The organism is Staphylococcus sp. GDY8P126P, assembly GCF_017891965.1.
GTDB lineage: Bacteria > Bacillota > Bacilli > Staphylococcales > Staphylococcaceae > Staphylococcus > Staphylococcus saprophyticus.
The window spans coordinates 411,184-427,414 of record NZ_JAESKG010000002.1 but is presented as its reverse complement, the minus strand read 5'-3'; the positions used below and the strand labels follow the sequence as shown (position 1 = coordinate 427,414).

Below are 16,231 nucleotides of genomic sequence, written 5' to 3'. Positions count from 1 at the left end.
AGTTAAGTCCTTTCTATAAAATTAAGCCGTTTCGTTTTGTACTGTGGCATTTAAAAACGTTTTGTTTAGATTTTCAGGTTGCATAGCGGTAATGCTATCCCCAAAATAGCGAATATTTCTATTTAATAGAATGACACGATCAAAGTATTCTTCGGTTTTAGATAGATCATGATGGACAATGAGTAATAATTTGCCTTCCTTTTTTAACTTGCGTAATTGATGCATAATGATTTGTTCACTATGGAAATCAATCCCTACAAAAGGTTCATCTAATAAGTACAAGGTACTTTCAGACATTAAAGCACGTGCTAGAAGTACACGTTGTAATTGACCGCCACTTAATTCTGAAATTTGACGGTGGCGCAAGTCTTCTAATTCCAAAGTTTGCATTAATTGATTTAAACGCTGTTTCGTAGTTGGTGTCACCCACCTAAACCAACCGATATCTTTGTAAGCCCCTGATAAGACTACATGCTCCACATTTATAGGAAAATCTAAATCTATGTGCGCTTTTTGAGGGATATAAGTGACATGCTTCAAATTATTTTGTATGGAATGATCATTTAACTGAGCAGAACCTGTTGGTCTGAATTCGCCAATCAGTGATTTAATCAATGAGGATTTTCCGGCACCATTAGGACCCATAATACCTATGATTTCACCCTGAATAGGTATGGATAAATTAATATCTTGAAGTACATGTTTATTCCCAAGTGTAAGATTTAAGTTTTCTACCTTTAACATTTTAAACCTCCTTAATAACATTTTTAGGCTAACCTAATTTAATTTATAATATACCATGAACTTTTAGCGTGTCAAGTTGATTCGTGATACAATAAGGTGAATGATTTGAGAGGTGAGATAATGCTAACTGAAGAAAAAGAAGACTATTTAAAAGCAATTTTAACGCATGATGGTGACCATTCTTTTGTTTCGAATAAGACGCTATCCCAATATTTAACTATTAAGCCACCATCTGTAAGTGAGATGGTTAATCGTTTGGAGAAGTCAGGGTATGTTGAAACAAAACCATATAAAGGTGTAAAGCTTTCAGAGGAAGGTTTAACATATACATTAGATATCATTAAACGCCATAGATTATTAGAATTATTTTTAATAAAAATTTTGCAATATAATTGGGAAGAGGTACATCAAGAAGCAGAAGTACTGGAACACAAAGTATCTCACTTATTTGTGGAGCGTTTAGATAAGTTATTAGATTATCCAATCACATGTCCACATGGCGGTATTATCCCGAGAAATAATCAATATAAAGAATTATATACAACCAATTTATTAGCGTTTGATACTGGTGATACAGTGACAATAAAACGTGTACGTGATAGAACGGACTTATTAATCTACTTATCAAGTAAAGATATATTGATTGATGAACGTATTGAAATCTTGAGTAAAGATGATACAAATAAAGTTATTATTGTAAAGAAAGATGAGCAAATTACAGTATTAAGTTATGACAATGCCGCGCATATATACGCTGAAATTTAAACTTTCTGGTAACCGTGCATAACATAGTTGAAAAACATAAAAAAGCAACCGCCAAAAAATTGAGCGGTTGCTTTTTGTATGATAGAAACGCTTTTATTGTCAGAATGAAAAATAAGATTGCAGTAGATGATAAATTGTAAATAAATTAATGGCAATCCATATTAAACTAAATAAGGTCGTTGGCAAATGCGTGAGTTCTTTGAGTGTCGTGCCATCCCATGAGACACTTTGACGTGAAAATGTTAGCTTGAAAATCGTCCAAGATGATTGAAAAACTTCGCCGAGTAACACACCTAAAATAAAATGATAGCTAATGGATACGATATAAAGCATCATTTGTTGATTATCACTTTGGAATAAAAAATATAGTAAAGCGATGAGCAATAAGACAATTAAAATAGGGACTAACTTTCTAGATGTTAACGCTAGAAAGTAAATGAAAATGATTAAGTAAGCTGTAATAAATAAACTAGGATATTGATTTTCTAGCGCTAAAAATCCTAAAAGCAACATTAATGGGGGCATGATGTAACCGCCAAATGTTGTGATAGCTTGACCTAACGTTGATTTAGATTGAGTTATCGCGAATCCTTGTTGAGAAGTTTCTATACGTTCTGAAGGTTTAGCAACAATAACTAAATCTTTTGCTTTACCACCACTTATTTTATTGAATAAGATATGGCCAAATTCATGCGTTAGTACTGGGATATAATTTAAATAAATATCGAGTATCTGGTTTACAGATTTATATCTGTAAGTATGAATGATGATATAAATTAATGCAATAATCAGAACCCAAATTAAGTTGAGTTGTATCGTAGAACTTAAAAATGCTTGTATTTTTGTCATAATGTAACCTCAGTTTAGAATTCCTACAATCTCTTTTTTAATTGAGATTGTTATAGCATAAACTTAATTATAAAGTAATTTAATATAGAAAGCATTTGGACTTTTGACGTAGATTGTGGTTAAAGTTGAATATTAAAAGCATGCGCATATAACGTTTAGAGTTGAATTAATGCTTATGATAATAAATTTAGATCAGTATAGGTTACAAAATCGTTTAATTTATAGTCACGTGTACTTATTGAATATGTTACTATGACAATAATAAATTGATAAGATGTATTTGAGTGAGGAGATTCTAAATCATGATGGAAAACAACCATATAGATAAAATAGATGTGTTATCTGTCTATTTTGATAATGTGACATTATTGGAAATGCGCAACAATATTAAGCGATTTTTTCTGGCAGATGAAGGGGAAAATTTATTTATCGTTACTGCAAATCCTGAAATTGTGGACTATGCTACAGAAAACGAAGCATATCGTAAATTAATTAATAGTGCAGATTATGTTATTCCAGATGGAACTGGTATAGTCAAAGCGGCAAGTATACTGAAAACACCATTGAAGACGCGAGTACCTGGAATTGAATTAATGGAAGAATGTTTAAAAATTGCAAATGCTAATAACCAAAAAGTTTTTTTATTAGGTGCTAAAAATGATGTTGTGATGAAGGCAGAACAGAAACTTACTGAGAAATATCCAGATATAAACTTTGATTTTCATCATGGTTTCTTTGATTTAACAGATGAAATGGTATTAAAACAAGTCACATCATTTAATCCCGATTATATCTTTGTGGGTATGGGTTATCCGAGACAAGAGCAATGGATAGAGCGACATGCACACCGTTTTAATAAAACGGTACTCATGGGTGTAGGTGGCTCAATTGAAGTGTTTAGTGGGACGAAAAAAAGAGCGCCTGTATTATTTAGAAAAATGAATTTAGAATGGGTATATCGCTTACTTATTGATTGGAAACGTATCGGTAGAATCAAAGCGATTCCCAATTTTTTGTATAAAGTATTTAAATTGAGATTAAAGAAATAACATTAGATAGCACAGTGATTGTAATCTGTTATTCATAAAACAGGTTGTAGTTTTAAGTTAGTGTCATAAGCAAAAATATTACTTGAGCTGAATTTTACTTAAGTACATATAAATTAGGAGTCCGAGACATGGGTTTATTGATGTCTCGGACTCCTATTTAAATTTAAGTCATTTATTTTACAACAAATCTTGAACTATCTAAGTCATTTCTGAATTTCTTTTGTTCTCCTTTAGAACGCTTTTTAAAGTCGTTTAAGAATTTTTCATATTCAGGGAGAACGTCGTCTAATTCACCGAATTGTTTAAGTTTGCCTGCTTCAATCCAAGCAATTTTAGTACAGAATTCACGTACTTGTTTCATATTATGACTAACAAAGAATATCGTTTTACCTTGTTCTTTATATTCAAATATCTTATCTAAACATTTTTGCGCAAAGGTTTGGTCACCTACAGATAATGCTTCATCGATGACGAGAATGTCAGGGTTAGTTGTAATGTTGATAGAGAAACCGAGCTTAGCACGCATACCACTTGAATATTTTTTTACAGGTTGATATATAAATTCACCTAGTTCACTAAATTCAATGATTTCAGGTGTGAGCTTTTTAATTTGCTTACGCGTAAAGCCCATACAAAGCATTTTGAATTCAATGTTTTCAATACCTGTTAATTGACCATTTAATCCTGCATTAATCGCAATGACACTTACATCACCATCACGTTTGATATCGCCTTCAGTAGGAGACAGAGAGCCACCAATCATATTACTCAAAGTAGATTTACCCGAGCCATTTATACCTACTAAACCGATGACATCACCTTCATAAGCCGTTAATGATAAATCATTTAATGCATAGAACGTTTTATTTTTATGAAAAGGAACAATGACATCCTTTAAACGTTCTTTATTATTACGATAAATACGATATTCTTTAGTTACATGTTCAATGTTAACCGATACGTTCATATTTTTACCTTCCTTGTTTACAGTTAATACCATTATATTATACATTATATTAGTTGTTAAATTTATTAACCTATTGTAAAGTAAGTGAGTACAATTTAACATAATTATTACTTATACAGTTGTTAAATTTTACTGAATATACATTATAAAATCAACTATTAATGATAAAGTTAAAAAATAATATAGATACGAAACGCTTTTATCTGAATTTATAATAACTATTTTTCATTATTTTAATATATAACATGCTAACTTAATAACACTTTTCAAAATGAGTCATATGCGAATAGAATGAAAGTTGTTATGTAACGACATAAAGCGTATATTGGAATTGAATACAATAAATAGCGTCATGAATAAATGATGATAAGCAAATCGATTGAAAGTGTGGTTTATTTAAATGAATGCAGTGTGGATAGTATTTAGAGAGCATTTTAAAAATTTCTATCTTATACAAAGGCTTGCGCAGTTCCAAGTGAAAATTACGAATACGAATAATTATTTAGGTATGGCTTGGGAATTAATTAATCCAGCGATGCAAATTATGGTTTATTGGTTTGTCTTTGGTCTGGGTATTAGAAGTAATAATCCTATAGACGGTGTGCCATTTATTTATTGGTTACTCGTAGGTATAAGTATGTGGTTCTTTGTTAACCAAGGTATTTTAGAAGGAACAAAGTCAATAGCAACGAAGTATAATCATGTAGCGAAGATGAATTTTCCGTTATCCATCATACCTTCCTATATTGTAATGAGTAGATTCTACGGTCATCTAGCATTACTCGTTGTTGTTATATTCATATGTATGTTAGCTGGCTATTATCCAACAATTTATACATTACAACTGTTTTTATACGTACCATTTGCACTAATCCTTACAACAGCGATTGCTTTGTTCACCTCTACATTAGGTGTACTCGTTAAAGATACGCAACAGGCAATTCAAGCTTTAATGAGAATGGTATTCTTTGCTTCATCTATTTTAATTGTACCGCCAGAAGGTATTGTAAAAGATGTAATGAAATTAAATCCGATTTATTATTTAGCAGAGGCATATCGTTCTGCTGTGTTACACAAAGAGTGGTACTTTATTACACATTGGGAATTAACGTTGTATAACATGTTTATTATTATACTTCTGTTTATACTCGGTTCAATACTTCATATGCGTTATCGAGATCATTTTGCAGATTTCATGTAAATAAGTAGATATTTAAAGTATAGAGAATGCTGAATCAATGAATTTAGCGCGTGATATATTGAAATCAAAGTCTGGGACATAATGATATGTCTCAGACTTTTTTACACTCAACATAATTGCTTACTACGCTTTAGAACTACTGTGATTTGCGTGAAATGAGCCGTATAAATGCATGAATTTAAGTGCATGTAATCCTATTAAAATTTTGGCGGTTATTATAAAGGCCTTTCAACATTTGTATTAAGTATGAAATGCGAAAGATGTACGGATTTGCATTGGTTCAATAAAATTGAGTATTTCAAATGGATAAAAAGGATTTTTCTATAATTTTCTATTTATGATAGATATAATATAAACAAGCGCATTGAAAAAATAATTGGCGGTGAACGTAGTGAGACAACTTATTAAAAATTTATATATGGGTATAATTCGCTTTTTGAATTTAATATATATAAAGAAGAAAGTACAAAGTAAGCATATTGTTATCATGATGACATTTGCTGAAGACGTGTGTCCAATCGTTGAAGCATTATACCGAAAAGGGTACGCAATCACTGTGATTGGAAATGAAGAAAATCGTAAATATTTACAACAATTTGAAACAATAAACTTTTTACCGGCGGGTAATAAGCGTGTATTTAAACATATCAAAGCACTTAGTTCTGCAAAAGTCATCGTTATTGATACGTATTATTTAATGCTTGGAGGATTAAAGAAAAAACCGAACCAAACCATTATTCAAACATGGCATGCAGCAGGTGCATTGAAACAATTTGGATTAACGGATCATCAAGTGGATTTATCCAATGCTAAAATGGTGAATCAATATAGAAAAGTCTATAATGCGACAGATAAGTATCTGGTAGGCGGTGAACCAATGATTGAATGTTTCAAAGCATCTTTTGAGGCGTCAGACGACCAATTTTTAAGAACTGGACTACCAAGGTTGGTTCCTTATACGAGACTCGATGTAGTAAAAAGGCAGAATGAATTGAAAAAACAATATGGTATAGAGGGGAAGGTAGCAATTTACGTCCCCACTTATCGTGAACATAAGCAAGCCAATCGTCAAATTGATAAAAGCCAATTTGAAGCAGCGTTACCAGAGTATACGCTACTTAGCAACTTACATCCTTCTATCGCAACAGAAGACCAAACAGCGATTAATTTACAATCAATGATGATTTTAGCTGATGTGATCATAAGTGATTATAGCTCATTAGCGATTGAAGCTAGTATTTTAGATAAGCCATCATTATTTTATGTCTATGATGAAGCACAGTATGAGGAAGAGCGAGGATTAAATACATTTTATAAAGCTATTCCTGAAGCATATAAAGCCTATACAGAAACAGAATTAATAGAAAAGCTAAAAGATCATGATGTACAATTACCCCCTTTATTTAATGATTGGCACGAGTATAATGCCAAAGATAGTTTGACTAAAGTTATTAATGAAATAGAGAAAATGGTGAAAATATGAAAATTTCAATTATCATTCCTGTATTTAATGCAGTGAATACAATTCGTAGAGCAATTGCATCCGTTGATACGAAACAAAATTATGAAATTATATGTATCAATGATGGCTCAACAGATGATAGTAAAATAGAACTCGAAAAACTTCAAAATGAATACAAGCATGTCATTATTATTAATCAAGAGAATCAAGGTGCGGCAGCTAGTAGAAATGTTGGGCTTGCTAATATGACAGGTGATGTATTTATGTTTTTAGATGCAGATGATGAATTTTTGCCAAGCAGAATTGATTTTATGGCAGATTATTATCAGCAAGATGACAATGTGGATATTGTAATTGGTCAAATTGGTCGTGAAAAAGATGGCGATTGGCAAACGATTTATTCACATCAAGCTATTCAAAAACTTGATAAAGTCAATCTCGCACAATGTCCAGATATGATGCAATCTATCGGTCCGGGCGCTAAAATGTTTAACGCCAAATTTGCAGACTTACGCTTCGATGAAGATGTGGTGTTCTGTGAAGAACATACTTTTATTATTAATGCATATAAAAAAGCACATGATATTCAACTATTACCTGATATTGTGTATGGTTATAACGAGCAAGAAGGGTCCGTAACAGATCAACGTGCAGAGCAATTTGCTTCGTATATGCAAGATGCAGTTAAAGTAAGAGCGCGTGTTATGGATACGTTATTACTTAGAGAATCAAGAATTTATTATAGCTACCGCATGGATGAGTTGATTGTCAGTTATTTATTGCAATCATATATTGAAAAGCATGACATAATAACACAACAATTATTAGATTTAGTTATTGCATACATGATGGAAATGCAGAAAACAGATTACGATGGTGCAGCGATGTTTAGAATTGTAAAAGTGATTGAGCAAGGCAGTAAAAAGTGGAATAAAGCGCTGTATCAACAATGGAGAGATACATTGTTAAAGGTTGGTATTGGTAGACCGAATTATTATCGCTTTAAAGCGGAAATTTTACCCAAACGCGCTCGATTCAGAGGAAGAATGAAATTGAAACAAATTTTAAACCGATAAAAACAGTCGATATTCGTAAACTTGTATGGAATATGCTATAATTTTTAAAATGTAAAATTTAAGTAAATTTTTTGTTAAGGAGTATAGTTTATGAAACGAGTAATTACTTATGGCACATATGATTTATTACATTATGGTCATATTGAATTGTTAAGAAGAGCAAGAGAAATGGGTGACTATTTAATAGTTGCTTTATCAACAGATGAGTTTAATCGCATTAAAAATAAAAAATCTTATTATAACTTTGAACAACGTAAAATGATGTTAGAATCCATACGTTATGTTGACCTTGTTATCCCAGAAAGTGGTTGGGGCCAAAAAGAAATTGACGTTGATCGCTATGAAGTGGATACTTTTGTAATGGGCCATGATTGGGAAGGCGAATTTGATTTCTTAAAAGACAAATGTGAAGTGATATATCTTAATCGTACAGAGGGTATATCTACAACTAAAATTAAAAAAGAATTATATGGTGATAGTGAAAAGTAAAATGTGCTATATAAATGGAACTTGTTTTGAAAAAATTAAATAACACATAAAAAGGTTGTTGAGGTGAACTGACTTCAACAACCTTTTTATGTGTAAAAAATGGAAGTGGTACAGAAATCAAATTTTTTATTGAGATTTCGTAGTCCCACTCCCATCGGGTAATATTATTTTTTATTACGTGATTTTTTTCTGAATAAGTCGATAATAAGATAAATAACAATGGCTATGGCTACAATGATTAAAATGGTACCTAATAATGTTAAGATTGGATGTTCATCCCAAGATGATTTTACAATTGTTGTTGCTTGATGTACAAGTGGTTTATTAACATTAACTGATGGTGGACCATATTTATCTGAAATAAATTCACGGTCATAGTCGATATGTGCTTTGTCATCTTCAATAACGACTTTGTAGTCGTTTTTATCGAAGTCTTTTGGTAATACATCGTAAAGATCTTTTTCAACAAAATACGTTTTACCGTTAATTTTTTGTTCGCCTTTTGATAATATTTTTGTATATTTATATTGGTCAAAGGACATGTTCATCAATCCATTACCTATCATATTACGTTGTTTTTCGCCGCCAAGGTTTTTATAGTCGCCGGCGCCCATGATAACTTGATTAATTCGGAAACCATCACGTTTGGTTGTAATGGTATGGTTGTAATCGGCGATATCACTTGAACCTGTTTTTAATCCGTCAGTACCTTCTAGGCTCATATCGGCACCTTCAAGTGAATGGTTAAATGTATAATAAGTTACACCGTGTTGGGTTGGCGCAAGTTGTTTAGTAAAATCTAAAATTTTTGGTGTATCTTGTACAGCATGTTGTGATAAAATGCCAAAGTCTTTAGCAGTTGACGTATTATTGTCTTCGTTTTTGTATTTTTTAGGTGCGAAATCTTTTAATTGTTTATTTTCAGCACCAGTAGGGTTTACAAAATGCGTATCTTTCATGCCTAATGATTTTGCTTTTGAATTCATCTTGTCTGTAAAGTCTGAAAGATTCCCAGAAACTTCTTTAGCTAAAATAAGCGCAGCAGCATTACTAGAGTTAGACACCGTAATTTGTAATAACTCTTTGATCGTATATGTTTCACCTGGATAAAGTTTTGTATTACTTAGTTCAGGAAGTGTAGACATTCTATAGTGTTCATCTGTGATTTTAACCTTATCATTTAAAGACAAATCACCTTTATTTACTGCTTCGAGTGTTAAATACATGGTCATTAATTTAGTCATCGAAGCGGGATACCATGTTTTATTGATATTGTATTGATATAATAGTTGCCCTGTTTGCGAAACATTAATGGCGCCTTCTGGTTGATATGAATCTGTGACATTATAGCCATATTGATTAGCAGCCTGAGTTGGCGTAATGCTTTCAGCTTGTGCAGAAGGTGTTATAATTGTACCAATGAAGAGTACAGTTATAATAGTTAGTATAAACTTTCTCATAATGACATTCCCTCTTAATATATTCAGTTTTGGTGCAATAGAAATATTTTAGCATATTGCAAACTTATAATAAAATATAACCCTATTAGTTTAGGGTATTTGTGGAATGGAAAAGAGTTGTGTAAAATAGAATCAGTTGAATTGTAATTCATTTAATGAAATTTTTAAATATCTGCTCAATTATCGTATAAAAGAAATAAAAATTTTAAGAAGAGGTCAAAAACATGAAGCAAGAGAATCCATTATTCTACTTATTCAAAAAATTATCATGGCCGGTAGGGCTGATTATTATTGCCGTATTGATTTCTTCATTAGGTAGTATTACAGGACTACTCGTACCATTTTTCACAGGTAAGCTTGTGGACAAATTTTCATTTGAAAATATGAATTGGATGTTTGTCGCTGGATTCATTTCTATTTTTATAGTAAATGCATTATTGAGTGGGATTGGTTTATATTTACTAAGCAAAATTGGAGAAAAAATTATTTATGCCATTCGTTCTGTGTTATGGCGCCATATCATTCATTTGAAAATGCCATTCTTTGATCAAAACGAAAGTGGGCAATTAATGAGTCGTTTAACAGATGATACGAAAGTAATTAATGAATTTATTTCTCAGAAATTACCCAATCTCTTACCTTCTGTGCTAACAATCATTGGATCTATGATTATGTTATTTGTCATGGATTGGCAGATGACGTTATTAACATTTATTACGATACCTATTTTTGTATTGATTATGATACCACTCGGTAAAGTAATGCAAAACATTTCTAAAAAAACTCAGTCAGAAATCGCGAATTTCAGTGGTTTGTTAGGACGTGTTTTAACAGAAATGCGTTTAGTAAAGGTTTCTCATACTGAAGATTTAGAATTGGATAATGCACATAAAAATTTAAAAGAAATATACTTTTTAGGATTGAAACAGGCTAAAATTACTGCCATCATCCAACCGATATCAGGTGTGATTATGCTACTCACGATTGCCATTATATTAGGTTTTGGTGCAATCAGAATTTCGACAGGGGCAATAACAGCCGGTACGTTAATTGCCATGATATTTTATGTAATCCAACTGTCATCCCCATTAATTAATTTATCAACTTTAGTTACAGACTATAAAAAGGCAGTTGGTGCCAGTAGTCGTATCTATGAAATTATGGAAGAACCAACGGAACTTTTAAATGTCACTCAAGCATCAGAAATTAATGGTGGCAGCTTAATATTTGAAAACGTTGATTTTAAGTATGGTACGAAACCCATACTTTCGGATGTTAATTTTGAAATACCTCCAAGTAAAGTCACAGCATTTGTAGGTCCCTCAGGATCAGGTAAGAGTACAATCTTTAATATTATAGAGCGTATGTACGATATTGAAGATGGCGATATTACATATGGTGGTAATTCAATTTACGATATTGCATTAGGGCAATGGCGTGAAAAAATAGGCTATGTCATGCAATCCAATTCAATGATGAACGGTACTATTAAGGATAATATTTTATATGGTATTAATCGGGAAGTCACTGATGAAGAATTGATTCATTACGCGAAGTTAGCAAATTGTCATGAATTTATTGAACAGTTTGAAGATGGTTACGATACGGTCGTCGGTGAACGTGGATTGAAACTATCAGGTGGCCAACGTCAACGTATCGATGTTGCCCGTTGTTTTGTTAAAAATCCAGATATCTTATTACTTGATGAAGCTACTGCTAATTTAGATAGTGAGAGCGAACGGAAAATACAAGACGCATTAGAGGAATTAATGGAAAATCGTACGACGGTTGTTATCGCACATAGACTTTCTACTATTAAAAAAGCGGAGCAAATTATCTTTATTGATGCTGGGAAAGTAACAGGTAGAGGTACACATCAAGAACTAATTACTAATCATGAAAAATATCAACAATTTGTAAACACACAGAACTTAACAAAATAAAAAGAACAGAAACGGCTTCATTTGTTTATCAAATGAAGCCGTTTTCATAATTAAACACGAATATTTTAGGAAGTGAATGACTGTTTTTTTCGATTAAAACGAACTATAAAATAGTTATTTTATATAAAGTACATGCGTGCTATAATTATTAAGTAGATTCAAAGTAATGTCTTATGAAAGTATAACTCATTTATTATGATGATTGAACAAACTAAAAATTAGAAGAAAAAAGGATAAATGGAAAGTTGAAACTTAATAATTAATGCATGCGTTATTAAGGATGGAGACAATTTGTTTATTTATATTTTCAAAATACATAGCAACAGGTGTACTTTCAAACATACATTGATAACAATGATTTAAATTAGAAATGGTGGGTGTATTGATGTTCTTAGTGATAAACATAATAGGATTGTTTGTATTTTTAGGGATTGCAGTCTTATTTTCTAGAAACAAAAAGCATATTCAATGGAAATCTATTGCTATTTTAGTACTAATAAATTTATTCTTAGCATGGTTTTTAATGTACTTTCCTTGGGGGAAAACAGCAGTACAATCGTTAGCGAATGGTATTTCTTGGGTGATTGATTCTGCACATGCTGGGACAGGCTTTGCATTTGCAAGTTGGGTGAAACCAGGTGCAATGGACATGGCAGTAAGTGCTTTATTCCCAATTTTATTAGTTGTACCATTATTCGATATTTTAATGTACTTTAATATATTACCAAAAGTCATTGGTGGTATAGGTTGGGTATTAGCGAAAGTTACAAGACAACCTAAGTTCGAGTCATTCTTTAGTATCGAAATGATGTTTTTAGGTAATACAGAAGCTTTAGCTGTTTCAAATGAACAATTGAAGCGTATGAAAGAAACACGTGTGTTAACTGTTGCAATGATGGCAATGAGTTCGATATCTGGCGCCATTGTTGGTGCATATGTCTCTATGGTTCCAGGTGATTTGGTACTAACTGCCATTCCATTAAATATTATTAATGCAATTATTGTTTCATCGATATTAAATCCAGTCACTCTTGAAGAAAAAGAAGATATTATTTACAGTATTCAAAATGATGAAGTGGAACGCCAACCGTTCTTCTCATTCTTAGGCGATTCTGTACTTAATGCTGGTAAACTGATTCTAATAATTGTGGCGTTTGTTATTAGTTTTGTAGCTTTATCAGATTTAATTGATCGATTAATTAACTTAATAACTGGCATCGTGGGAAGTTGGGCAGGTATTAAAGGTAGTTTCGGTCTAGATCAAATACTCGGTGCGTTCATGTATCCATTCGCATTACTATTAGGTTTACCATGGGGCGAAGCATGGATTGTAGCACAACAAATGGCTAAAAAAATTGTTACAAATGAGTTCGTTGTGATGGGGCAAATTAAAGACGTCGTTGATTCCTATTCACCACATAGACGTGCAGTAATCACAACATTTTTAATCTCATTTGCTAACTTCTCAACAATCGGTATGATTGTAGGTACTTTGAAAGGGATCGTAGATAAGAAAACATCCGATTTTGTTTCACAATATGTCCCAATGCTATTACTTGCTGGTATTTTAGTATCATTAATGACTGCAGGTTTCGTTGGATTATTTGCTTGGTAAGTTGAATGAGGTATGATTTTAAAATGCATAATAAAATAAGATAGATGTGAAGCATGCGAGGTATATTTATATATAGGTTTTAAAGTGCTTATATGTTTTTTATCTCAAAACCATGTTGGAGTGTATAGGGAACTTAATTTTTTCTAAATTAGGTTTCTGTACACTCTTTTTTTATTGTTTAAAAGAGTGGCATCGCTTTGTTGAAGAAGTCCTATCACATTAGTTCTGTATTGATAGACTTGGTACCAAAAAACACAATAAAAAACCAAGTAATTGAAGTGAGGAGACACATTCATCATTACTTGGTTTTTACGGGAAATGAATTAATTGTACATAATTAGTAAGGACTAGGTACTAAAAATATACTCGAGCAAAAATTGTTTTGTTTGTTACTATAAACAACACAAAGGAGATGGCTTCTTATTGGCTATCAATAAGAAGATAGATTTTATTATAGCAAACAGAGATGTATAAGTAAACAGAAATTTCAGAATTTTTAAACTTTAAAAAGTTGTGATATAAAGTATCGGCAGTATCATAGCGATTTAGACCGATGAATTGGGCTTTTGCGACAATATAGATGTTGTGGTATTGACGATTATTTGCTAACATTCAATTGATTGAAGCAAATCGAAGGGGGTCGTGTGGGTGAATAAAACAGTACGTGATTTAATATTAGTCGTTTTTGGATCATTTATATTTTCAGCTGGCGTAAATACATTTATCATATCTGCTGATTTAGGTGAAGGAGGCGTAACTGGTATAGCGATTGTTCTGTACTATGCCTTTCACATTTCTCCAGGTATCACAAACTTTGTTTTTAACGCATTGTTAATTGCGATAGGCTATAAATTTTTAAGCAAGAGAAGTATGTACTTAACGATAGTTGCAACCATACTTATCTCTATATTCTTAGAGTTTACCGAAAGCTGGAAGATTGAAACCGGTAATATTTTAGTGAATGCAGTGTTTGGCGGTACATGTGTCGGGCTCGGTATCGGGATTATTGTACTTGCCGGTGGCACAACAGCGGGGACAACGATTTTAGCGCGCATTGCCAATAAATATTTAGATGTCAGTACACCGTATGCATTGCTATTCTTTGACTTGATTGTCGTAGCGATTTCATTATCGGTTATTCCAATTTCTAGTGCACTTGTAACAGTGATTTCGCTATACATTGGTACCAAAGTGATGGATTATGTCATAGAAGGTTTGAATACGAAAAAAGCAATGACCATTATTTCAAGCAAACCAGATGAAATTGCTAAAGTAATAGATGAGCAAGTAGGACGTGGACTTACCATTTTAAATGGACGTGGCTATTTTTCTAAACAAGAAAAAGATATCTTGTATGTTGTAATAACGAAGACACAGGTCACACGTGCGAAACGCTTAATTAGAAAAATAGACAGCGATGCCTTTTTAGTAATACATGATGTACGAGATGTATATGGTAACGGTTTTTTAATCGACGAACATTAAAAATAAATTAATTCACTTTTAGCCTTTAATTTATGAAGTAATTCATAACTAAAGGCTATTTATTTTGCTTAAAAAGCTCCCCTGAAAACGAACATATAAGCAACTGAAAATAAAAAGTATATAGATATAAACAGATTATAAAGTAAAGAAATACTATAAAAACATTTGATAGTCAATAGGTTTAAAAAATGATATAATGACATCTATGATAATGATTATCATTTAAAAAATATGGAAAATTTATAAGTCAATAGATAAAATTTATAAGGGAATAAACAGGCTATGATGCCTACTGCTATAGGAAGAAGGGAAATTATGAATCGCTTAAAAGGAGAACAGGTCACTATAGGTTATGGAGATAATGTCATCGTCAATAATTTAGATGTACACATACCAGATGGAAAAATTACTTCTATTATAGGACCAAACGGTTGTGGGAAATCAACATTACTTAAAGCGTTATCACGGTTATTACCGGTTAAAAATGGAGAAATTAAGTTAGATGGTGAAAACATACATTCACATTCTACGAAAGAAATTGCAAAGAAAATAGCGATTTTACCTCAATCACCAGAAGTTGCTGATGGATTGACAGTCGGTGAGCTTGTATCATATGGTCGCTTTCCGCATCAAAAAGGCTTTGGTCGTCTGTCTGCAGAAGACAAAAAGGAAATTGATTGGGCAATGCGCGTAACTGGTACGTATGATTTTAAATTGCGTTCTATCAATGACTTGAGTGGTGGACAACGTCAGCGTGTATGGATAGCTATGGCTTTAGCTCAACGTACAGATATTATTTTCTTAGACGAACCAACAACATATCTAGATATTTCTCACCAATTAGAAATCTTGGAATTGATTACGCAATTAAATAAAGAACAAGGTTGTACAATTATCATGGTTTTACATGATATAAACCAGGCTGTCCGTTTTTCAGATCATTTAATTACTATGAAAAATGGCGATATTATTGCGACTGGTGAGACTGAAGAAGTGTTAACGAAAGATATTTTAGAAAAAGTGTTTAATATCGATGTAGAGATTAGTACAGACCCAAGAACTGGAAAACCTATGCTAGTAACATACGATTTATGCAGAAAAAGTTATTCTGAGGTTTAGGGATAAA

Annotated in this window: 14 protein-coding genes; 10 read left to right on the top strand and 4 right to left on the bottom strand. The window is 32.1% G+C overall.

Annotation, left to right across the window (positions count from 1 at the left end):
* Positions 1-21: 21 nt before the first annotated feature.
* Entirely contained in the window at positions 22-744 is a 723-nt protein-coding gene (locus tag KA893_RS04590; protein ID WP_041079750.1) for a metal ABC transporter ATP-binding protein, read from the bottom strand.
* Positions 745-864: 120 nt separating this feature from the next.
* Between KA893_RS04590 and KA893_RS04585 the strand changes: the two genes are divergently transcribed.
* On the top strand, positions 865-1,509 hold the full coding sequence (locus KA893_RS04585) for a metal-dependent transcriptional regulator (protein WP_041079749.1): 645 nt from the start codon (positions 865-867) through the stop codon (positions 1,507-1,509).
* Positions 1,510-1,608: 99 nt separating this feature from the next.
* On the opposite strand, the gene KA893_RS04580 is transcribed toward KA893_RS04585, so the two are convergent.
* Entirely contained in the window at positions 1,609-2,358 is a 750-nt protein-coding gene (locus KA893_RS04580) for a M50 family metallopeptidase (protein WP_041079748.1), read from the bottom strand.
* A 302-nt stretch (positions 2,359-2,660) separates the two neighbouring features.
* On the opposite strand from KA893_RS04580, the gene tarA reads away from it, so the two are divergent.
* Positions 2,661-3,407: an N-acetylglucosaminyldiphosphoundecaprenol N-acetyl-beta-D-mannosaminyltransferase TarA gene (gene tarA / locus KA893_RS04575; RefSeq protein WP_002484024.1), complete on the top strand. Its 747-nt coding sequence runs from the start codon at positions 2,661-2,663 to the stop codon at positions 3,405-3,407.
* Between the two features lie 172 nt (positions 3,408-3,579).
* Here the strand turns inward: tarA and tagH are convergent, their stop codons facing one another.
* A complete protein-coding gene (tagH, locus tag KA893_RS04570; protein WP_011303725.1) occupies positions 3,580-4,374 on the bottom strand; it encodes a teichoic acids export ABC transporter ATP-binding subunit TagH in 795 nt (264 codons plus the stop codon).
* 400 nt (positions 4,375-4,774) lie between these two features.
* On the opposite strand from tagH, the gene KA893_RS04565 reads away from it, so the two are divergent.
* The 4 genes from KA893_RS04565 (at position 4,775) to tagD (ending at position 8,602) form a co-directional block, all read left to right on the top strand.
* Positions 4,775-5,575: an ABC transporter permease gene (locus KA893_RS04565; RefSeq protein WP_002484022.1), complete on the top strand. Its 801-nt coding sequence runs from the start codon at positions 4,775-4,777 to the stop codon at positions 5,573-5,575.
* A 391-nt stretch (positions 5,576-5,966) separates the two neighbouring features.
* Positions 5,967-7,058, top strand: coding sequence for a teichoic acid glycerol-phosphate primase TarB (tarB, locus tag KA893_RS04560; RefSeq protein WP_037539035.1), 1,092 nt, complete (start codon positions 5,967-5,969; stop codon positions 7,056-7,058).
* On the top strand, positions 7,055-8,113 hold the full coding sequence (locus tag KA893_RS04555) for a glycosyltransferase family 2 protein (protein WP_041079747.1): 1,059 nt from the start codon (positions 7,055-7,057) through the stop codon (positions 8,111-8,113). The genes tarB and KA893_RS04555 overlap by 4 nt, the downstream gene beginning before the upstream one ends.
* Positions 8,114-8,203: 90 nt before the next feature.
* Positions 8,204-8,602 carry a glycerol-3-phosphate cytidylyltransferase gene (gene tagD / locus KA893_RS04550; protein ID WP_002484019.1) on the top strand — a complete coding sequence of 133 codons (399 nt, stop codon included), beginning with the start codon at positions 8,204-8,206 and terminating at the stop codon, positions 8,600-8,602.
* Positions 8,603-8,766: 164 nt separating this feature from the next.
* Here the strand turns inward: tagD and pbp4 are convergent, their stop codons facing one another.
* Complete coding sequence (gene pbp4, locus KA893_RS04545; protein WP_041079746.1) at positions 8,767-10,062, bottom strand: penicillin-binding protein PBP4; 1,296 nt, start codon at positions 10,060-10,062, stop codon at positions 8,767-8,769.
* 224 nt (positions 10,063-10,286) lie between these two features.
* Here pbp4 and KA893_RS04540 point away from each other — a divergent pair, with 224 nt between their 5' ends.
* The 4 genes from KA893_RS04540 to KA893_RS04525 all read left to right on the top strand — a co-directional run bounded on the left by KA893_RS04540 (position 10,287) and on the right by KA893_RS04525 (position 16,224).
* The gene (locus KA893_RS04540) at positions 10,287-12,005 is read left to right on the top strand and encodes an ABC transporter ATP-binding protein (RefSeq protein WP_041079745.1); all 1,719 of its coding nucleotides are present in this window, start codon (positions 10,287-10,289) and stop codon (positions 12,003-12,005) included.
* Between the two features lie 385 nt (positions 12,006-12,390).
* Positions 12,391-13,620 carry a NupC/NupG family nucleoside CNT transporter gene (locus KA893_RS04535; RefSeq protein WP_011303719.1) on the top strand — a complete coding sequence of 410 codons (1,230 nt, stop codon included), beginning with the start codon at positions 12,391-12,393 and terminating at the stop codon, positions 13,618-13,620.
* 648 nt (positions 13,621-14,268) lie between these two features.
* The gene (locus KA893_RS04530; protein ID WP_002484015.1) at positions 14,269-15,105 is read left to right on the top strand and encodes a YitT family protein; all 837 of its coding nucleotides are present in this window, start codon (positions 14,269-14,271) and stop codon (positions 15,103-15,105) included.
* Positions 15,106-15,420: 315 nt separating this feature from the next.
* A complete protein-coding gene (locus tag KA893_RS04525) occupies positions 15,421-16,224 on the top strand; it encodes an ABC transporter ATP-binding protein (RefSeq protein WP_002484014.1) in 804 nt (267 codons plus the stop codon).
* The last annotated feature ends 7 nt before the right edge of the window (positions 16,225-16,231 follow it).